The organism is Bartonella sp. TS25HLJMH, from assembly GCF_042193505.1.
Taxonomy (GTDB): Bacteria; Pseudomonadota; Alphaproteobacteria; order Rhizobiales; family Rhizobiaceae; genus Bartonella; species Bartonella grahamii.
Genome location: NZ_JBHILV010000002.1, coordinates 106,329 through 126,415 on the forward strand (window position 1 = coordinate 106,329; position 20,087 = coordinate 126,415).

Consider the following 20,087-nt stretch of genomic DNA (forward strand, 5'->3'; position numbering starts at 1 on the left):
CACTTGAAGAAAGGAAGCCAAAAGTCATTCATGAACATTCTCAGATGCGAGGACTATTGCAATGTGGGGACCAACAAAATGTATGATGGGTTCCAGCTTGTATCTTCAAAAGCTTAAAGATGATGATCTATATTGTATCATTGACGTGCGCTGTCGTAAAATGAACGGAGTATATTTTGAGCAATATTTCTTTAAAAAGTGCGTGATATGCGGTACCATTATATTTTGTGCGGGGCATTCTATTTTTTATGATGGGATGTTCCCATTAAGAATGCGATAAACAAAAGCGTGAAACAATACCTAATCTTTATTATTAAAAATAATATTGCCTTGAATGTTTTGAAAATCGTAAAGCTGAATAAAAAAATGATGATGAAAATGAACAAAGGCTTTTCATCTTGAAATTTCATCAACAATTTTAAATAGTTGGAAGAGAGAGAAAAGCAAAAGGATCTATCTCAGCATAAAGTATTACGTAAATTCATTAATTAATTTGCACTAGAAATGTGTGCAAAACGCTGTGTTTTAGCTTAAGACGAGATAAAAATTCATTTTCTGAGACATAAAGCTCTTTGTTTTCATGGCAAAGTTATTCAAGAGTCATGTGGTATCGTGCAACAATATTACAGATAAGAAATCACTAATTATATACAAAAAGCTTTCTAATTATAATGGAGTACTCTTATTATTATAATACAAAAAGAGAAAAATTGAGTAAATTTGCATTAAAAAAATTTTAAACACTAAAATAGGTAATAAATAAAACAAACGCAAACAAAGAATTATTATGATAATGATTACCAAAGCCAAAAAACAATTTTAGAATAAGTAGGGAATTATGAGGAAGAGTAACCAAATTCCCACTAATATTGCTATTATTAGCAATTTTACAATTGGTAGCCATATAAAAGCGGCAGCTATACAGGAAAAGATGATTGGTATACCTCAGAGATAAAAAAATGTGTTAACAAGAGACTCATAGATAAATTCGTTAGTGAACTCTTTATCTACACTATCATAGCATTCTATAATCGCTTTTCATTGTCCCACTAATATCATAAAACTAGTTATGAACATTATGAAAGATATAAAAAACAGTTTATCTTTTAGATCTTGTTAAAAAATCATTTTTAAGTAGTGCAATTATATTAAATAATGAAGTAACCGCTGGAAAGAATAGAGAAGAGCACCAATAATTGTAAGATGTTGTTGAGAATAATTTATTATTCTTGCAAAAAAAATATACATATAATAATATATATAGAGGGATGTGCTAAGTGCGGGAGGGGAGAATTTTGTTGCGGGGCGCTTAAAAAATAGGGGTATTGTTTATAAAAATTGGGGGAGGGTGCTAGGTTATGTTTTTTAATGTTTTCCGGATCGGATACAACCTTCAGATTTGGTGAAGGTGTGTGATGTTTCTTTAGTATTTCAAAGTATTTCAGCGTGAAGAAGTGTCCATATTGAATATATTTTCTATGGTGCATTTAGATTAGACAAAAGCTTGTTCAAAAAAACATTGGTGCTGACTTTGTAACACAATTTCAGGAATAAATTGAATAAAATAGAACAAAGCATCTGCATGTGAATAAAAACATAATGAAGCATGCAACGAAGTTGAAGCTAACTTTTAAAATTTTAATACAAGTGATAGCCAAAAGATAGAGTTTCTTTGTTTTAAAAGATCGACGCGATAGATTTAACCTATTGAAAAAAATAAAAAAAGATAATGTTTAAATCAGAAACTTTCTATGTGGATGATAAGTTATTACATTCGATAATGGTTGTATGAAATCCATAATAAGGAAAATTTTGAACAGTATTTATAAATTTTGCAACAAGATGCAAGATTTAAAAAATAATTATATAACAACAGCAAAGCAACAAAACAAGATATTAAGTAACATCAGATGAGGTAGTTACATTACACATTAGAAGAGAAAACATTAATACTAATGTTATGAAAAGCATCTGGTGAATTTAGGTTATTAAATTGTAAGGAGTGAAGAGAGGTAAAATGCGTAAATACGGATGGTGCAGTAATTATGATGTACCAATCAACAGCGGCAGCACATTTTAGTGCACAGAACGAGAATTTGTTAAAAAAACTATGAAAATAATGGGGGATTTATAATGTCTAATATTTACGATTGGTCTCTAAAGGCTGATGAAAATGCTTATTCAGATAGTATCATTAATTGGGCAGAAGGTCAGCCGCCTAGTTCTGTTAATGATAGTGCACGGGCGATGATGCAGCGCGTGCGTGAATATCTTGCAGATAATGGTGGATCTATTAATTCAAGCTTTATAGTAAATGTGGAAGATAAAACAACATTAATTACCTTAAAGACAGTTTCGCCTATAAAGAAATACAACAATGATATCCTCATACGTTTTAAAGCTTGTGGTGTAAATATTGGCTCGACAAAAATAACTGTTAATAATATAGGAGAAAAGCTTATCTATAAAGCAACTGATGCGGGAGTTATACCATTAGAAGGTGGAGAATTTCAAACAGATGGCATTTATGAAATGGTATACAATAATGGTGTTTTAATAAAAGAGCATGAGGGGTGGTATTTATTAAATCCTACACCACCAAAGATAGAAAGTTTTCCCTCTGGATTCATTGCAACATTTGCTATGCAAAATGTGCCAAATGGTTGGCTTTTGTGTGATGGTAAGGCCTATAAGCGTGAAGATTATCCGCAGTTATTCAACGCAATAGGTGATAAATGGGGAAAAGACAGCAATAAAACTTTTAAAGTTCCTGATTTTAGAGGCATGTTTTTACGCGGCTTTGATAATGGTCGGGGTTTAGATAGTGGTAGAAAATTTGCAGATGAACAACAAGATAGCATAAAATCGCATACGCATATTGGGAGTATTGAAAATGCAGGTGAGCATACGCATAATTTTGAGTATCAAGGGGTAGGATGGCCAGTTGGTGATATTGGGAGACTACCAAATCATTATACCTATAATGCGACCCTGAAAGGGAGAACAGGTTCTGCTGGTGCACATACACACAAGGTAACTCTTTCCCATACGGGTGAGGCAGAAACGCGCCCTGTTAATGCAACCGTTGTCTATGCTATAAAATCATGAGTATGTTTGAGTAATAATAATCTATACACCCTGATAATTTTGTTAACGCGGAGCAATTCCGCGTTATTTTCTAGCATATGAAGAGGAAATCTATACTGTTAATATGATACTTGAGAGAGTCAAAAAAAACAATTTTTTAAAATGACAGATGACAAAAAAAGCTCATATAAAAATAAAAAAAATTCTTGAATATTTGCATGTTTTATTTTTCTATGGACTTTAGTTTTTAGATTGAAACCGATAGCTTAGAGATCTAATTTCATAGGAGGATGCCGTTTGAGGGAGTATAAATGGGATATCTTCTTTAGGTAATTCAGAAACGTTTAAAGAACAATGATAAACATCGCGGAGATTTTGTGTTGTTAAAACGTTAGTTGCATTTCCTTCGCAATAAATCTCTCCTTCCTTGAGCAAGATCATGTTATCGGCATAATGTGCTGCGAGATTGAGGTCATGAAGAACAGCAAGAACGCCGCCACCAGAATGGGCAAATTGTTTAGCAATATCCATAACGATGATTTGATGTTGAATATCGAGGCTAGCAATAGGTTCATCTAGTATCATCCAGCGAGGAATCCCATTATGAACAGGTTTCCAGATTTGACAAAGTACACGGGCAAGTTGTACTCTAGCTTGTTCTCCGCCTGATAATTGGTGATAATACAGGTTGCCATAATCAGAAAGGTCAACGCACTCTAAAGCTTTTTGGATAAGATTTTGCACTTTGGTTTTGGCAATGGTAAATTGGTTTACAGAAAGGCCAAGCCCTACAACTTCATGGACTAAGAATGGAAATACGAGCGTTGTTGATTGTGGTAGCACAGCGCGCATTTTTGCCATTTCATGAGTTTTTGTTTGGCATACATTATAACCATTTAAAGTTATTTTTCCACTGTAAGGAATTTCACCACTCAGAGCTTTGATAAAAGTACTTTTTCCTGATCCATTAGGACCAATAATAATGGTAAAAGCACCACTTTTAGCTTGAAGATTAATGTGTTTAAGAATCTGCTTCTTTCCGCGCTGAACACAAATATTTGTTGCTTTAATCATGAAAAGTCTGTTCCTCGTTTGCAGATAAGGATCCATAGAAAGAAAGGTGCACCAAAAAGTGCTGTTACAATTCCAATCGGTAATTCTGCGGGGGCAACAATTAAGCGTGCAAACGTATCAGCAAAAATAAGTAATGCTGCTCCTAAGAGAGCAGAGCAAGGAATGAGATAGCGATGATCAGGACCAATGAGCTGACGTAAAATATGAGGAACAATAATACCAATAAAACCAATACCCCCACTGACAGCAACAGCACTACCACACATAAGAGCAACAAGGGGAATAGCAATATTTTTAACGCGTTGAATATGGAAACCAATATGGCCAGCAACAGCTTCTCCAAGAGCAAGGGCATTAAGTGCTCGTGATAAAAAGGGAGAGAAAAGAAGACCAATAATGATGAAAGGGAGAACGAGCCATACTTTCAACCATGTAGCGCCCGCAAGAGAGCCAAGACTCCAAAAAGTGATATCACGGAGTTGTTGGTCATTTGCGATAAAAATCAATGTTCCGACAACTGCACTGCTTAATGCACCAAGAGCAATACCAGCAAGCAGCATGGTTGCAATAGAGGTAAAGCTATTATGCGTTGCTATTATGTAGAGAATAATCGTTGATAAAAGTCCACCAAAAAAAGCACCTATGATAACTTTGTAAGGCTCTAAAAAAGGTGCAAATGAAACAGGAAAAGCAATACCGACAACAATTGCTAAGACTGCTCCAAGTCCAGCACCTGCTGATACACCTACAATTCCTGGATCTGCAAGAGGATTACGGAAAAGCCCTTGCATAAGAACACCGGAGACAGCTAAAGCTGCTCCAATCAACAATCCAAAGATAACACGGGGAAGCCTTATATCGATAAGAATAAGATAATCACGTGTCTTACTACTCACTGAAAAGTCTTGCGTAAGCATCACATGAAGAAGATTAATGAAAGAAGCGCTTGATGCACCAAGTAAAAGCCCGCTAAAAATGCTAAAGGTAAGGAACACTACTAAGCTAAATAATAAAATTTTTCCCAATCTTGCACGGTTTAGTCTTTTATTCTCTTTTGTTTCAGGGGTACGCACCATGGATGGATTGTCTAGCATTTCTATCAACTCTTATCATTTTGATTTGTACCATAAAGTATATGGATAAGCTCTTTTGATGCATTTGCAGTGCGTGGACCAAATCCCAAAAGATACATGGCATCCATCTGTTTAATGGCGTGATTTTTTGCAGCAGTTGTTGCTTGAACTGCTGGAATGGCTAAAATTTTATCAATGTTAGCAGATTTTCTACCATGCTTGACAAGCAAAATAACATCCGGATTCGATTTCAATAACGCTTCGTTATTGAGAAGCTTATATCCTTTATAATCGGTAATAGCATTGATCCCACCTGAAAGTTTTATCATACCATCGGCAGCTGTCCCTGTTCCAGACGCCATAACACGCCCATTTTGTACTGATAAAATAAAAAGAACGCGCTTTGGTTTTGTTACTTTTTCCAAAAGCGCATCATTGTCGACAAAATCACGACTTATTTTTTCAATTAATGTAGCTGCCTGCATTTCCCGATGAATGGCTTTACCAACGAGGCGGATTTTTTCTATCACATTTTCACGGGAGTAGTCTTCTGGTATGATCACCAGAGGTATTGATGTTTTTTTGAGAATATCAATGGTTGAAGCGGGACCGCTTCCTTCAACAAGTAAGATGCCCTCTGGAGCAAGTGATAAAATACCTTCAGGAGAGAGCGCGCGCATATACCCAAGCACAGGAAGCTTGAGAGCTTCCTCTGGATAGACGCTTGTACTATCGCGAGCGATAAGTTGATCTTGTCCCCCTAATGCATAGACAATTTCTGTAAGTGCTCCGCCGATAGAAACAATTCGAGCATTTTCAGGAAAACCGGTTGTGGGTTCAGCAATTACTTGTTTAGAAAAACAGGTAAGAGAGAGCAGTAAACACATAAGAAAAAGGTTTGATAACCTATGCAAAAGAGATATGAACATGTCCGACCTTACCTTATCTTAGTTACTGCTGTTTTCTTGGCACGATGGTAAACCATTCAATAAAGAGCGCCAATCTTCACGTTCTTTTTGACCCTCCTTGCGTACGCCAAAGAATTGAATAATCATCTCGTCATCTTTATCGAAAACTTCAAGTGAGTTGACATACCCATCAATTGTAGGTTTGCGAACACGCCATACCTTTTTGATTCCAGAAACGAGTAAATGGAGGTGAAATTTCTGATCGAGAACATTAAGCCAAGGTCCCATTTGCTTAATATTCTTTACTTGTCCAGTAAAAATTTGGATACATCCTTTGTTTCCAACAAAACACATAATTGGTAACTCTTCTTGCGCAACTTGTTTGAGCATCATCTCAACAGCTTCTATTTTCAACTCATCGGCAAATTCATTTCCGGCATGTTTTACAGCATTATGTCGATTAATTTTCAGTTCAGAAATAATCCCATGAAGTTGATGCACATCAGTCATCTGTCGCCAACGATCTCGGAACTTTTCAACATCTAGCTTTGTCGTATCACATTGTACTGGAGTAGGAACGGGAGAAATATCAAGTACGGGTGATTGATCGTCATGAAGCAACTTGTCAACAAGTGCAGCCCATTCTTCCATATTTGTTGCGTCTTTAGAATAGAGCTTGAAGATAGCAATGCCATATTGATCAAAAAATTGCAGACTTTTCATAGGTGTTCCGAGAATAATCACGTCATGCTCGAAACCAAACTTCCACTGTTTTGAAAAAATACGCAAGTCAATTTCACCCAGTGTTATCGGAATATGCTGGCTTTGAACAATCTTCTCAAAACATCCTGTTATTTCATGGACAGCATTTTCATTCCGTGTTAATGCCATAACTGTTCCAAGTTTAGGAGCATTTTCCAAGAGAGTAGCGACATCAGTGCGTAGTTTTTTTGCTTTTCCAATTGTACAATAAGCCGCAATGAGTTCTGCTTCGGATATACCAATAGAGTCCGCGAAATCGCGGCTACGCATCTCCTTTTTTTCTTCACGCAAGCGAATAATCATTTCGGCTGTGTATGACATGGGCTTATCCCTATGTTTCCTGTTTGAAGGTTAATTGTTTAATTTTAAAACTCAAAGACAGTAAGTTGAACCACCATCAACTAATGGTTCAACTCACCACCAAATAAGCCTTTATTTTATCAACAGTAGAACAATAAAAACCAATAATTACAAATAGCTAAAGCGCTAACCTCAAAATTTGTTGTTCAAAGAACAATGGGAACAAAAACGCAATAATTTATGTTTTATCGATATAACCTTTTTAATTGATCTAATGGTTAACAAAAGTGACTAAAATTTTTGCACAAACGAAACTTTAAAGTTGCGACCCGGCTGACTATAATAATCCTTCGGTGTGGTACTCTTACCGGAAGGAAGATCCGATACATTCCAATATTTTTCATTGAACAGATTATAGACGCCCACCCTCACAACAAGGCCTTTCTCGCCGAATGGCTTCAACCAACCTGATACATCAACAACCTTGTAGCCGGGTATCTTTTGATAATCAGAATCCTTAGCAACTTTATCACGTTTGGCAGATGAGGTAAGCACGACATCTGCACCCCAAGTTTCTTTTGCATATCCTATCCCGATAACTGCTTTAAAAGCTGGAATTGAGTTAAGATATTCATTTTTATCAGTGTCCTTTCCTTGTGAATAAGCAAGGGCAACATTGGCATGGAAACCATTATTAAGAACCCAATGTATTTTTGTTTCAGCACCATAAATACGCACATTCGCACGATTTGTATAATGACGACGCGAAAATCTGAATTCTTCTGAAGGCCCTTTATCTATAGTATCTATGAAGTCCTTATATTGATTGAAAAAGGCATTGAGTGTACCGCCGAAATTTTCATTTCCATATCGCACACCAACATCATACCCATTACTCGTTTCTGCTTTAAGATCAGGCTCTCCTTTCACATAATAGGCACCGGGTTTTATATAAGAGACGTAAAGTTCTGAAATGCGTGGTGCACGAAAAGCTTGAGCCCATTGAGCATAAAGTCTTATTTGATTACGCACATCCCACTCCACACGTAATTTGGGAGAAAAATGTGAACCACTTCTTTCTGGAGGAAATTTATCAGAAATCAGAGCTTTCTCATAAGAGGGTGTTTTCTGAGGGACATACTTATACCAATCATAACGAATTCCAGGTGTTACACGGAAATGGTTATCAGCAAAGGCAATTTCATCTTCGAAAACAAAACCCAAATTATAGCCATTTGTATCTGGTGAATCTGACCGATTAGCGGGTACAAAGAGGCACCCCCGTGCATTTTCCGGCAAGTGACAATTATCTTTCCCGAACAAATAATGATGAAATTTAGATGACATAACATTAGTGGCAAGCTTTAATGTATGATCTACAGTGCCAATATGAACTTTTTTAAGAGCATCAGCATTGAAACCATAATTAGTGTTACGCAAAAAATTGTCTCTCAAATAATCCCCGTTTGGGGCTGCAACACGAAATCCAGTCATAATATAACGATTTGACTGTCTTTGCCAATACATTTTTCCATGAAACGCATCAAGAACAGAATCTTCATTGCCGTTATAGTTATAAGAAAGAGAAAGGCGTTCACGAAGTTTGTTGTCTTTATCATAAACGGAACCTGGGGCATACCTTTTAGAAGCATCCAATGAATGTGTGTTTCTATCATCATCAAAACGCTCTGCGGTAAAACCAAGTCGGTGATTATCATTAAAGTATTGATGAATTTTAAAGAGCAAATTATTTCGGTCAAACTGAGCAGGATTTTTCCGTGTACGCTCTCCATAACCTTCTACGGTTCCCATATTTTTACGTTCATGACCTTCTACATGAGACCCTTGAAAAAGAAACAATGTTTGGTAATTACGCACCGCAATAGCTTGATCTACTCGCCAACTGTTATCAACAGAATGATAACCACCCTTTATAAGACCACCCCAATTCCTCCCTTCCTTGATAAGATCTTCAGGATTAAGAGTACGTAAAGCAACAACCCCCCCTAGAGCACCAGATCCATAAAGACTAGAATCTGATCCCTGAATAATATCAAATGTAGAAAGTGCACCAAAGTCAAATGTTGTATTTCCACCGTTCCCGCGCAATATATCATCGAACCATGGAAGAGCGATACCATCCATAGTTGTAAGGACACGATTTGCATCTAACCCACGAATTACAAAACTATTTTTTCCTGTGTTGTAAGTTATGGACGGATCAAGACGACTAACATCATGGACATCACTTATTTGTTTTTCATTAATATCCTTAGCGGTTTTATGATTGGTCAAAATGGTTACTGAACCTGAAGAATCTTCTATTTTTTTCCCTTTAATAACAATTGGCTTAAGTTCAGTTACAGCACCACGCTCTTCATCTCGTGCAAGAACAAATGAAGGGGTACAGACCGATAACGCACTTAAAATTATACAGCTTTTATAGATATTTTTTCGTCTTATTTGCATAACACATCACAACCCTTTTAACATCCCCTCTCTGTTTTGAAATTTATATTTATACAAAAAGGCTGGACTCGCTGATTAAAACTTGCCAGCCAAGTAGAAATGATTTTGAGAACAGCACAAAATCATTGAAAAACCATATTAAACATGACAAAATCAGTCAAGAAAAAAGTTGCAATTTCAAAATAGCCTGTTTTAATGAGGTTGAACACCAATATTAAGCTTAAAATAGTGGCAGAAGAAACGATGAATTTTGCAAATACAAGGCAATTATTAACTCTTTGGATTGGTGCATTTGTTGGAGCTTTCTTTTTGCATGTATTATTGGCAGCACAGTTTTATTTTCAAAGTACTGGTGTAAGTAATGGCTCGCTTTCGTCGACGATTATGCTGACTTTTGCGCAAGAGACTGTAGATCCAGATGTTAATATAGATTTATTGGACATTAATACAGAGCCAGAAGTATTACAGTCAGACCTTCTAGAGCAGGAGGAAGAGGGACAGGAATTCATGGATGAAGTTCAACCCGAGGAGCCTCAGCATACTGTAGAAAAAGATGATTTCAAGTCTTTGGAAGAACCTCTTCCTCAAAAAGTGGAGCATAAAGCGCTCGTCAAAAAAACAATACCGATGCTAAAGGCTAAAGTAAAGCGCTCCAATACAAAGGCGATACCTTCCTCTCCTACCAGTCAGAGTGCTAATGCAGCAGCGCTTGAGGATGCACTGTTAATGGAATGGTTGGCAAAGGTACAAGCACAATTAGAAAGGCAAAAAGAATATGTTGTTGGACATCGTACTAGCCGTGCAAAAGGAGCGGTAAAGTTAGAGTTTAGGGTACATGAGCAGGGGAGTATTTTTTCTAGCCGTGTTGTAGTTTCTGCTGGTGATCCAGAACTTGATCGTTTAGCTATGGTGGCACTTCAACGTGTTGGCACTTTTCCTCCGCCCCCTGCATCAAAGGTGAACAAAATTATCAGAGTGTCCCTGATATTTAGTTGATTTTTTATATGGGGCGCTTTTCTTATAATATATTGATTTATAATAATTATTTATAATTTGAATGAAAGTTAAAATATAGTTCGTTCGAATTTTTTGACGTTGCATCAATCAAAACCATTCGCTTACTTATGACACAAGTTGAGGGAGAGTATGGGTAAAAACTTCTAAAAAGCAGTGAATATACTTCTTATGAATGCTCTAAATGAAAGGGCTGTTACAACATTGGGAGTTAAGGTATGATAGAGCTATAGCTTTTATTCAGTAAAGGTTAATTGTGTCTAATCGCTTTTTATGCCATTCATGAAAGGATTTTTGTAAGTACTTTTCAGATACACCGTTGTGAAATGGGCTTAGAAACATTAAAACAAGAATATAAATAAGAAAAACATACTATTTTGGGATGCTCTGTTTTGTGTGAAGGATGTGAGCTTATATGTAAAAATGGGGAAAAAAGCAAAGCTTTATCTTCATCATTAAAAGATATTGACATATTTAAAAGTCGTAAAACCGAATGAAAAGGGAAGGGGTAGAAGAGAATTGTTTGTCTTTAAGGCTTTCTAACTCAATGAGTCTGTCTTTCTGTTATCAGAGATAATCCAAACGATATATATATATAATAAACGTACTCTTAATTTGGTATAGAAATGTTATAAGCAGAACAAAATAGTCTTTAAATATGTTGTTGCACAAGATTTGAATATTGACACTAATAAGCAACAATAAAATGACCTATTTGTTTCATTCTCCTCTTATATTTGTAATCATCTATGATATTGTCGTTTATGTTAAGAAGAAATGAACTATTTGTACGACATGTTGATTTATAATGATAACTCATCATTTTGTATTTGAAATAAAAGCCCCGAATAGGCTAGGGTTTTCTCATTTCGAATTTATTGATACTGAATCAATTAAAATTACTTGCTTATACATCATAAGCAGGTTGGTATGTGGGTACTATTTAAAAAGGAATAAAAACACTTCTTATGAACGCTTTCAAATACTATTTGTGAAGTTAAGGCATATTATTTCCGTTGACCAGAAAGCAGGTCGGTTTTTATATCTATTTTCCCAGTGAGTCTTGCTTTGTAGACACCATAATTTTCCATGACACGCATCACGTAATTACGTGTTTCTGTATAAGGAATACGCTCAATCCAATCAATGACGTTATCGAGAGGTTGTCCTCGAGGATCGCCATAACGTTTTATCCATTCATTGACTCGACGGGGACCCGCATTATAGCCAATAAGAGTTAGTATATAGGATCCATTAAAACGTTCCAATTGTTCATTGAGAAAATGGGCACCTAATGTTGCATTATAATGAGCATCACTGCTAAATTTTTTAGGAGACCATGCGATTGAGTATTTTTTTGCCAATGCTTTTGCTGTTGTAGGAAGCAATTGGAGTATACCTTGTGCACCTGCTTTTGATATGGCTGTTGGATTAAATTCGCTTTCTTGGCGTGCAATGGCATAGATAAGTGATTTTTCCTCTACAGAAATATTAGTAGAAGCTGGTATAGCTCCCAGAGGATGGGAGAGTGCACCAACATTTTTTCCCTGAAAAACAGCCATTTTTCCAATTTTGAGGCTGGTATAATAGTCTCCATTTTTTTCTGCCATAACAGCCAGAAGAGCTAATTCGCCGGGGCTTTCTATTTTTTTTCCGAGCTCTCTATAAAAAATTTTAGCAAAATCAGCATAGCCGGCTGCTTCAAGACGTTGAATTGCTTTGATCGCTTTTCGTGCACTAAAATGTTGTCGCTCAGCGGTTGTTGGTTTGGGAAAGGAAACTTTAAGCTTTTTTTGGTTGAGTCGTGCAGCGGCTAATTGACCATAGTAAGTTGCACCAAAATGAGCTGCACGATGAAAGTATAGCTGGGCATTTTTATGTTCTTCTAGCGTTTCTGCTGTTCGTCCCATCCAGTAATATCCACGTGATGCAGAAAAAGGTAAAGAAGAGAGTTGAGGAATACGTGAAAAATGCTGCATTGCCAATTTAGGGTTATGAAGAAACCGTAGTGCGTACCATCCTGCATGAAACTGAGCATCAATAGCTAATGCAGATGTTATACCAGTGTGCATTGCAACGAGTTGGTAAGCAATTTTTGGTTTGTTTAAATCGAGCATTTCACGAGAAAGGGCGCGTTGTTCTTTCCACAATGAATGAGGGTTCATAAGGCGGAGTGCATTTTTTGATGTTTTCATCATGAGTGCTGCAGCTGCATCATATTGCTCTGTTCGTCGAAGATGGCGTATTCGAGCAAACTGAAAAAGAGGATCTTTTTGCCATGATCTCTCTACAGCCTTTAATTTTTGTGTAGCTCTAGGATCATTTTTTTCAACAGCCACAAAAGCATCAAAAAGAGATTGAGCATGGGCTAATTTTGCAATGCGTGCTGCTGAATCAAAACGATATGCATACAGCATAAACTGCATGCGTTTCAAATGATCAATAGGTTTTAATGCAGCGCTTGCATTTTTAAGAACAAATATTTCTTCTTTTGCATTAAGCTGTGTTTTATGCCACCATGGCGCAATAACGTGTCGAGCACGGGTGGTTTGTCCCGTTGCGATAAGTGCTTTAGCGAAGAGAGCCATTCCTTGCGCTGTTTGGGGCGGGTGATGAGAAAATTTTTGGATGATTGCGTGTGTAACGTTGGTTTCGTTAAGAAAAGCACGTTCAGCATTGCGTTGCATCGTTTCTATACCTGGCCATCCTTTTAGCATGTTGATTGCATTAAATATTTCAGAACTTGGTATATTAGCTTGGTTTGATACCCCCAGCGCCCATGTCAAAATATAACGATCAAGACTATGTTTTTCCATTGAATTACGAAGATTTATTGTTTTTGCAATATTGTTGTTTGCTAGTGCATCTAGCCCAGCTTTCAGTTGCTGAAGTGTAGCAGTATTGTGTGATGTCGTGTGTATCTGTTGAAGAGGCTCTAGAGCTTCTTTTTCGGTAAAGGGAGTAGGGCGCAACAAAGGGATTGGCGCTTTCCCGTGCAAAAGGGGTGTTTGCGCGTATGCACTTGAAAATAAAATTCTTATTGCCAGTATAAGTGCAATAAAGGTTGGTACGAAAAGAGAGGTGGAAAATACACGCATAGAGAAAAGACCTTAAGACCTTGCTTTTTGTAAAAACTTAAGGATTTATAGAACACAAGCATGAAAAACGCGTTAATATAGACGGTTTATTTTAAAGAAATGTGCAACATTTAAGGAGGGAGATTTTTATCTTATGAGGGCTTTTTTTGAAATTCATCTTGCTTCAATGATAGAGCAAGATTATGCTCTATTTAAAATTTATAAAAGGCGATTATTAAAAAAATAAAAGCGAACATTATAGGGAGTTTATCATGCTCAAGGGAGCTATAACTGCGCTTATTACACCGTTTGACAATAAGGGCGCAATTGATGAGAAGGCGTTTTGTGATTTTATTGAATGGCAGATCACACAAGGGATTAACGGTGTAAGCCCAGTTGGGACAACCGGTGAATCAGCAACGTTAAGTCATGAAGAACATAAGCGGATTATAGAATTGTGTGTTGAGCAGGTCGCCAAGCGTGTTCCTGTTGTTGCTGGAGCGGGATCAAATAGTACAAGTGAGGCTGTAGAGCTTGCACAATACGCGCAAAAAGCTGGTGCAGATGCAGTTTTGGTTGTCACTCCCTATTATAATAGACCAAATCAATCTGGTTTATACAAACATTTTTCTTCCATTGCCAAAGCTGTTTCTATTCCGATTATAATTTATAATATTCCTGGTCGTTCTGTTATCGATATGGCTGTGGAAACGATGAAAGACCTTTATCAAGATTTTAAAAATATCATTGGTGTAAAAGATGCAACGAGCAGAATTGAACGCGTTAGTGAACAACGTGAAAAGTGTGGGAAGGATTTTGTACAGCTTTCCGGTGATGATTGTACAGCGTTAGGTTTTAATGCACATGGAGGTATGGGGTGTATTTCAGTTTCCTCCAATGTTGCTCCAAAGCTTTGTGCAGAGCTTCAGTCCGCTTGTTTTCGTGGTGATTATAAAACAGCACGAGAATTAAATGATCGCTTGATGCCTCTTAATCGAGCTGTGTTTATTGAACCTAGTCCAGCAGGTATTAAATATGCTGCTGCAAAATTAGGATTTTGTGGTGATACTGTGCGTTCTCCGATTGTTCCATTAACAGAAAGAACAAAGAAGATTATTGATGCAGCCCTCAGTCATGCTGGTCTTTTAAAAGCATAACAATGATATTGACAAAGCCATGAATAAAAAAAAGAACGCGCCCGTACGGAAAATAATTGCTGACAATCGTAAAGCACGTTTTAATTTTGAAATCCTTAATAATCTCGAGGCTGGTCTTGTCCTTCAGGGAGCGGAAGTGAAGTCCTTACGTTCTAATCATGCCAATATTGCTGAAAGCTATGCGAGTTTTGAGAATGGGGAATTATGGTTAGTAAACAGCTATATTCCTGAATATACGCAGGCTAATCGTTTTAATCATGAACCACGACGTTTGCGCAAATTATTACTTTCAAAACGTGAGATGGCACGTTTTTTTAATGCAACGTCTCGTGAAGGAATGACACTTGTTCCTCTCAAACTTTATTTTAATGAACGAGGGCGCGTTAAGTTGGAGATCGCTCTAGCGCGGGGGAAAAAGCTTCATGATAAGCGCGAAACGGAAAAAAAACGCGATTGGGGACGTGAAAAAGCAAGACTTTTAAAAAGATATGGATGACGGATGCGATCTAGATATCCTTTATTTATAGCGCTATTTAAAACAGTTTTAGCATTGATCTAAGTATGTTTTTGCTGCCTGAAAAATTTGGTGAAACATGGCGTCTGTCAGGCGTCCAGTATTTGTATTATAACGAGAACAGTGATAGCTCGAAAAGATGCGTAATCTGCCGATGTTATTGATTTCGCCGTGTCCAAAAGGGTGAGCTAAAACTTTTGCATTAAGGGCACGTATCGTTGAGTGGTGCGCAATGGTGCCTAAGGTAATAACGGCTTTAAGTTTGGGAAGATTTGTTAAAAGAGGTGAGAAGAAATAGCGGCACGTGTTGATTTCTGCACCGGTGGGTTTATTTTCTGGTGGAACACAACGAACAGAGTTAACGATTGCTGCATCAATAAGTTCAAGAGTATCATCTGCTCTTTCTTTAAAGGTTCCTTGGGCAAAACCAAATTTTTTTAAAGTTGAATAAAGTAAGTGCCCAGCATAATCACCAGTAAATGGACGTCCAGTTCGATTTGCTCCGCGTAATCCAGGAGCAAGCCCAACAATAAGAAGGCGTGTTGTGTCTGGCCCTTTATAAGGAAAGAATGGGCGCACCGGTGCATTATACCAACTTGGTTCTTTTACACGCCAGCCAGCGATAAATTGATGAAGCCTAGGACATAAGTTGCAATTTTGGGCTGGTTCTGGGCAAAGTGGTGTTAATTGGCTATTCATGGTGTTAGGCATCAATCGTTTTTTCTATTTTTTTGAGTCTTTTATAGCGTATATGACGGGTTATGTTTTGAGAAACAATCTATAATGAATATAAATAAAATTTAGTATAAACTTATTGCTAATTATTATGTAAAGAGAGGTGATCTTTCAGTAATTTATTCGATGAATAAGAGTACAATACACATGATGTTCAAAGAAAAAAGTTTTTTCTTTAAATAAAGATATTATCATAAAAAGTATGTATAAGGTTGCTGTTATTGCAAAGGATTTTAAACAGCTGATATTCCTTTTAAAAGGATAAAGACTCCAGACAAGCATTTTGTCAAGAAAGACCTCCCTTTGTTTGAAGCCAATCTATTGGAATGCTTTTAAGAGCAGCTTTGATAACGAGCATGAATAGGTTATACATTTTTATAAATTTTCTAAGAATTTTCTTAAATAAGTTCTTTAATCAAAAAATATAAAATTTTGTGTTGTTTTTCTTGTGTTTTATTTTGATTATTGTATATACTTTCCTATCCGCTATTAATTTTTTTATTTGAGAAAGAGGCATAAATGGCCCGCGTAACGGTAGAAGATTGTATTGATAAAGTTGACAACCGCTTTGAATTGGTACTTTTAGCAGGTCATCGGGCGCGTCAGATTTCACAAGGAGCGCAGATTACAGTTGATCGTGATAATGATAAAAATCCAGTTGTTGCTTTGCGTGAAATAGCAGAAGAGACATTGTCGCCTGCTGATTTAAAGGAAGACCTTATTCATTCTCTGCAAAAGCATGTAGAAGTAGATGAGCCAGAAATGGCAAGTGAATTTATTACCCATTCGGATGAAGCTGAAAGTGTTTTTAATACGTCGTCGCAAGAAGAAGGTATTTCATTTGATCATATGTCAGAAGAAGAGCTTTTGGCGGGTATTGAAGGTTTGGTTGTTCCAGAAAAAAGTGACGATTATTAATTGCGGTAATTTATATTACAGGGGTAAAGATGCTTTGTCTGTAAGGAGCGGTTGTTTTTCTTGTCTTTATTGATAAGACGTGTTCAATAGAGATTAGGGGTGTGAAAAGATAAAGGATATGCTCGTATGATGCGTCAGTGTGAGCTTGTTGGACGTGTTCAACGTTACAAGTCTGACGTAGATGAGGCTCTTTTAAACAAGGCCTATGATTATGCAATGAGAAAGCATGCACATCAAAAGCGTGCCTCAGGCGATCTTTATTTTTCTCATCCTTTAGAAGTTGCTGCTATTTTGACAGATATGCGGTTGGATGAGGCAACGATTGCTGTTGCTCTTTTGCATGATACAATTGAAGATACAAGCGCTACACGAGCAGAAATTGATCAGCTTTTTGGTTCTGAAATTGGGAAGTTGGTTGAAGGACTTACAAAGCTTAATAAGCTTGATCTTGTATCCAAGAAAGCCGTACAGGCAGAAAATCTTCGTAAACTTCTTATTGCCATTTCTGATGATGTTCGTGTTCTTTTAGTCAAACTTGCTGATCGTCTTCATAACATGCGCACCCTTGGTGTTATGCGTGATGAGAAGCGCCGGCGAATTGCTGAGGAGACGATGGATATTTATGCGCCGCTTGCTGGTCGTATGGGTATGCAGGATATGCGAGAGGAATTAGAAGATCTCTCTTTCTTTTATTTAAATCCAGAAGGTTATCGTACGATTACCAATCGTCTTTCTGAGTTATCAAAACGCAACCGTGATTTGCTTTCCACAATTGAAAACGAGTTGACGAAACTTTTTTTCGAGCATGGCATTAAAGCGAATGTTAAAAGCCGTCAGAAAAAATCGTATTCCGTCTTTCGCAAAATGGAAAGCAAGGCGCTCTCTTTTGAACAATTATCCGATATTTTTGGATTTCGTGTGATTGTTGAAACAGTGCATGATTGTTATCGCGCTCTTGGTGTTATTCATACGACGTGGCCAATGGTTCCTGGTCGTTTTAAAGATTATATTTCTATACCAAAGCAGAATGATTATCGTTCCATTCATACAACGATTGTGGGACCATCGCGACAACGTGTTGAATTGCAGATTAGAACTGCTGCTATGGATGAAATTGCTGAATATGGCGTTGCGGCACATTCCATTTATAAAGAGCAAGGTTCTAATTATTCGGCTTCGAGGTTATCAAATGAAACAAATGCGTATGCATGGTTGCGTCAAACGATTCAATCTTTGTCAGATGGAGATAATCCGGAAGAATTTTTAGAACACACAAAGCTTGAGCTTTTTCAAGATCAAGTTTTTTGTTTCACGCCGAAAGGTCGATTAATTGCTTTTCCTAAAGGAGCTACGCCTATTGATTTTGCTTATGCCGTCCATACCGACATCGGTGATTCTTGTGTGGGTGTGAAAATCAATGGTCGTATTATGCCTTTAATGACCAAATTAAAAAATGGTGATGAGGTTGATATTATTCGTTCACACGCTCAAATTCCACCAGCTGCATGGGAATTTCTTGTTGTCACAGGTAAAGCACGTTCAGCTATTCGACGAGCAAGTCGTGCCGCGGTACGTAAACAATATTCGGGTTTAGGATATCGTATTCTAGAGCGTTCATTTGAATATATGGGAAAACAATTTTCAAAAGACGTTTTGAAGAAAGTTTTGCCACGTTTAGCACGTAAAGATGTAGAGGATGTATTGGCTGCTGTTGGGCGTGGAGAGCTGTTTTCCGCTGATGTGATTAAAGCGGTTTATCCTGATTATCAAGATCACCGTGTGATACAAAAGTCATCTTTTAAGCCTGGGGAAGAAGGTTGGTTTAATATTGAGAATGCTCAAGGTATGATTTTTAAAGTTCCAGAAAATGAAAAGAATGCAATGGTCGAGAATCATCAATCTAAAGCATTGCCTATTAGAGGAACCCGTGGAGATATACCCGTACGTTTTTCACCGGAAGGAGCAGTACCTGGAGATCGGATTGTTGGTATTATGCAGCCTGGGGCTGGGATCGTTATTTATCCAATACAGTCTTCAGCTTTGATGGCGTACGATGATCAGCCAGAACGATGGATTGATGTCCGCTGGGATATTGATGCCCAAATGAATGAACGTTTTCCTGCACGGATGAATATTTTGGTTGTAAATAGTCCTGGTTCTTTGGCTGAAATCACACAAATAATTTCTGCTAACGATGCCAATATCCAAAATTTATCTTTTATCCGTACAGCACCGGATTTTACAGAAATTATGATTGATTTGGAAGTGTGGGATTTAAAACATTTGAATCGTATTTTTTCTCAGTTAAAAGAGGCAGGTTCAGTAAGTACAGTACGGCGGGTTCATGGATAAAAAGAAAGATTTTGCAATGAATACACAAGACGTCATTGATATTTTTAAACAAGCAGATGCTATTCTAGAAGGGCATTTTATTTTAACATCGGGGCGCCATAGTGCGACTTATATGCAAAAAGCGAAAGTATTCATGCATGCTGACTTAACGGAAAAGTTATGTCGTGGATTGGCAGAAAAAATCAAAAAATCTATCGAGGGAAAAATTGATTATGTTGTTGGTCCCGCAATTGGCGGTCTTATTCCTTCCTATGAAACTTCACGTCACCTTGGTGTTCCTTCTCTTTGGGTAGAGCGTGTAAATGGCATCTTTGAATTGCGTCGTTTTGAAATCAAGAAGGGTGCACGGGTTGTTATTGTCGAAGATATTGTGACAACGGGTCTTTCCATTCGTGAGACTATTGAGGCGCTCGTTGCAGCAGGAGCAGAGGTCTTGGCCAGTGCATGTATCCTTGATCGTTCTGGTGGTAAGGTCAATGTTGGAGTTCCATTGATTGCGCTTGCTGAATATGAGATAACCTCTTATACTAGTGATGCACTTCCTGCAGAGCTTTCTGTCCTTCCAGCGATTAAACCAGGCAGTCGAAATATTTAATTGTCTTTCTGTTTTTTTTTGTGCAAAAGCTTAAAAAGATTAATTTGGATGA

Annotated in this window: 14 protein-coding genes; 7 read left to right on the forward strand and 7 right to left on the reverse strand. The window is 37.3% G+C overall.

Annotated features, from left to right (window positions below; translation table 11 throughout):
* Positions 1-2,133: 2,133 nt before the first annotated feature.
* Positions 2,134-3,108 carry a tail fiber protein gene (locus ACFINF_RS01615; protein WP_375619385.1) on the forward strand — a complete coding sequence of 325 codons (975 nt, stop codon included), beginning with the start codon at positions 2,134-2,136 and terminating at the stop codon, positions 3,106-3,108.
* 219 nt (positions 3,109-3,327) lie between these two features.
* Here the strand turns inward: ACFINF_RS01615 and ACFINF_RS01620 are convergent, their stop codons facing one another.
* From ACFINF_RS01620 to ACFINF_RS01640, 5 genes are all read right to left on the reverse strand, one after another.
* A complete protein-coding gene (locus tag ACFINF_RS01620) occupies positions 3,328-4,161 on the reverse strand; it encodes a heme ABC transporter ATP-binding protein (protein ID WP_375619386.1) in 834 nt (277 codons plus the stop codon).
* Entirely contained in the window at positions 4,158-5,255 is a 1,098-nt protein-coding gene (locus ACFINF_RS01625; protein ID WP_375619387.1) for a FecCD family ABC transporter permease, read from the reverse strand. Before ACFINF_RS01625 ends, ACFINF_RS01620 begins: the two co-directional genes overlap by 4 nt.
* Positions 5,256-5,260: 5 nt before the next feature.
* Positions 5,261-6,163 (reverse strand): hemin ABC transporter substrate-binding protein, encoded by a 903-nt coding sequence (locus ACFINF_RS01630; RefSeq protein WP_375619388.1) that lies wholly within the window; start codon positions 6,161-6,163, stop codon positions 5,261-5,263.
* 18 nt (positions 6,164-6,181) lie between these two features.
* Positions 6,182-7,225 (reverse strand): hemin-degrading factor, encoded by a 1,044-nt coding sequence (locus tag ACFINF_RS01635; RefSeq protein WP_375619389.1) that lies wholly within the window; start codon positions 7,223-7,225, stop codon positions 6,182-6,184.
* A 270-nt stretch (positions 7,226-7,495) separates the two neighbouring features.
* On the reverse strand, positions 7,496-9,673 hold the full coding sequence (locus tag ACFINF_RS01640; protein WP_375619390.1) for a TonB-dependent hemoglobin/transferrin/lactoferrin family receptor: 2,178 nt from the start codon (positions 9,671-9,673) through the stop codon (positions 7,496-7,498).
* 243 nt (positions 9,674-9,916) lie between these two features.
* Between ACFINF_RS01640 and ACFINF_RS01645 the strand changes: the two genes are divergently transcribed.
* On the forward strand, positions 9,917-10,669 hold the full coding sequence (locus ACFINF_RS01645; RefSeq protein WP_375619469.1) for an energy transducer TonB: 753 nt from the start codon (positions 9,917-9,919) through the stop codon (positions 10,667-10,669).
* 1,025 nt (positions 10,670-11,694) lie between these two features.
* Here the strand turns inward: ACFINF_RS01645 and ACFINF_RS01650 are convergent.
* Positions 11,695-13,785, reverse strand: coding sequence for a lytic transglycosylase domain-containing protein (locus tag ACFINF_RS01650; protein WP_375619391.1), 2,091 nt, complete (start codon positions 13,783-13,785; stop codon positions 11,695-11,697).
* Positions 13,786-14,036: 251 nt separating this feature from the next.
* Here ACFINF_RS01650 and dapA point away from each other — a divergent pair, with 251 nt between their 5' ends.
* Together dapA and smpB are read left to right on the forward strand one after the other, a co-directional pair.
* Positions 14,037-14,921, forward strand: a complete 885-nt coding sequence (dapA, locus tag ACFINF_RS01655) for a 4-hydroxy-tetrahydrodipicolinate synthase (RefSeq protein ID WP_375619392.1) — start codon at positions 14,037-14,039, stop codon at positions 14,919-14,921.
* Between the two features lie 19 nt (positions 14,922-14,940).
* Positions 14,941-15,417: an SsrA-binding protein SmpB gene (gene smpB, locus ACFINF_RS01660; RefSeq protein WP_012231306.1), complete on the forward strand. Its 477-nt coding sequence runs from the start codon at positions 14,941-14,943 to the stop codon at positions 15,415-15,417.
* 48 nt (positions 15,418-15,465) lie between these two features.
* On the opposite strand, the gene ACFINF_RS01665 is transcribed toward smpB, so the two are convergent.
* A complete protein-coding gene (locus ACFINF_RS01665; RefSeq protein ID WP_375619470.1) occupies positions 15,466-16,134 on the reverse strand; it encodes a uracil-DNA glycosylase in 669 nt (222 codons plus the stop codon).
* Positions 16,135-16,689: 555 nt separating this feature from the next.
* Between ACFINF_RS01665 and rpoZ the strand changes: the two genes are divergently transcribed.
* From rpoZ to pyrE, 3 genes are all read left to right on the forward strand, one after another.
* The gene (gene rpoZ / locus ACFINF_RS01670) at positions 16,690-17,088 is read left to right on the forward strand and encodes a DNA-directed RNA polymerase subunit omega (protein WP_375619393.1); all 399 of its coding nucleotides are present in this window, start codon (positions 16,690-16,692) and stop codon (positions 17,086-17,088) included.
* A 126-nt stretch (positions 17,089-17,214) separates the two neighbouring features.
* Positions 17,215-19,440: a RelA/SpoT family protein gene (locus ACFINF_RS01675; RefSeq protein ID WP_375619394.1), complete on the forward strand. Its 2,226-nt coding sequence runs from the start codon at positions 17,215-17,217 to the stop codon at positions 19,438-19,440.
* A gap of 16 nt (positions 19,441-19,456) precedes the next feature.
* The gene (gene pyrE / locus ACFINF_RS01680; RefSeq protein ID WP_375619471.1) at positions 19,457-20,035 is read left to right on the forward strand and encodes an orotate phosphoribosyltransferase; all 579 of its coding nucleotides are present in this window, start codon (positions 19,457-19,459) and stop codon (positions 20,033-20,035) included.
* Positions 20,036-20,087 lie beyond the last annotated feature (52 nt).

Bases quoted from the DNA above. Each gene is read 5' to 3' on its own strand.
- ACFINF_RS01615 (WP_375619385.1), top strand. From the start codon at position 2,134: ATGTCTAATATTTACGATTGGTCTCTAAAGGCTGATGAAAATGCTTAT.
- ACFINF_RS01620 (WP_375619386.1), bottom strand. From the start codon at position 4,161: ATGATTAAAGCAACAAATATTTGTGTTCAGCGCGGAAAGAAGCAGATT.
- ACFINF_RS01625 (WP_375619387.1), bottom strand. From the start codon at position 5,255: ATGCTAGACAATCCATCCATGGTGCGTACCCCTGAAACAAAAGAGAAT.
- ACFINF_RS01630 (WP_375619388.1), bottom strand. From the start codon at position 6,163: ATGTTCATATCTCTTTTGCATAGGTTATCAAACCTTTTTCTTATGTGT.
- ACFINF_RS01635 (WP_375619389.1), bottom strand. From the start codon at position 7,225: ATGTCATACACAGCCGAAATGATTATTCGCTTGCGTGAAGAAAAAAAG.
- ACFINF_RS01640 (WP_375619390.1), bottom strand. From the start codon at position 9,673: ATGCAAATAAGACGAAAAAATATCTATAAAAGCTGTATAATTTTAAGT.
- ACFINF_RS01645 (WP_375619469.1), top strand. From the start codon at position 9,917: ATGAATTTTGCAAATACAAGGCAATTATTAACTCTTTGGATTGGTGCA.
- ACFINF_RS01650 (WP_375619391.1), bottom strand. From the start codon at position 13,785: ATGCGTGTATTTTCCACCTCTCTTTTCGTACCAACCTTTATTGCACTT.
- dapA (WP_375619392.1), top strand. From the start codon at position 14,037: ATGCTCAAGGGAGCTATAACTGCGCTTATTACACCGTTTGACAATAAG.
- smpB (WP_012231306.1), top strand. From the start codon at position 14,941: ATGAATAAAAAAAAGAACGCGCCCGTACGGAAAATAATTGCTGACAAT.
- ACFINF_RS01665 (WP_375619470.1), bottom strand. From the start codon at position 16,134: ATGAATAGCCAATTAACACCACTTTGCCCAGAACCAGCCCAAAATTGC.
- rpoZ (WP_375619393.1), top strand. From the start codon at position 16,690: ATGGCCCGCGTAACGGTAGAAGATTGTATTGATAAAGTTGACAACCGC.
- ACFINF_RS01675 (WP_375619394.1), top strand. From the start codon at position 17,215: ATGATGCGTCAGTGTGAGCTTGTTGGACGTGTTCAACGTTACAAGTCT.
- pyrE (WP_375619471.1), top strand. From the start codon at position 19,457: ATGAATACACAAGACGTCATTGATATTTTTAAACAAGCAGATGCTATT.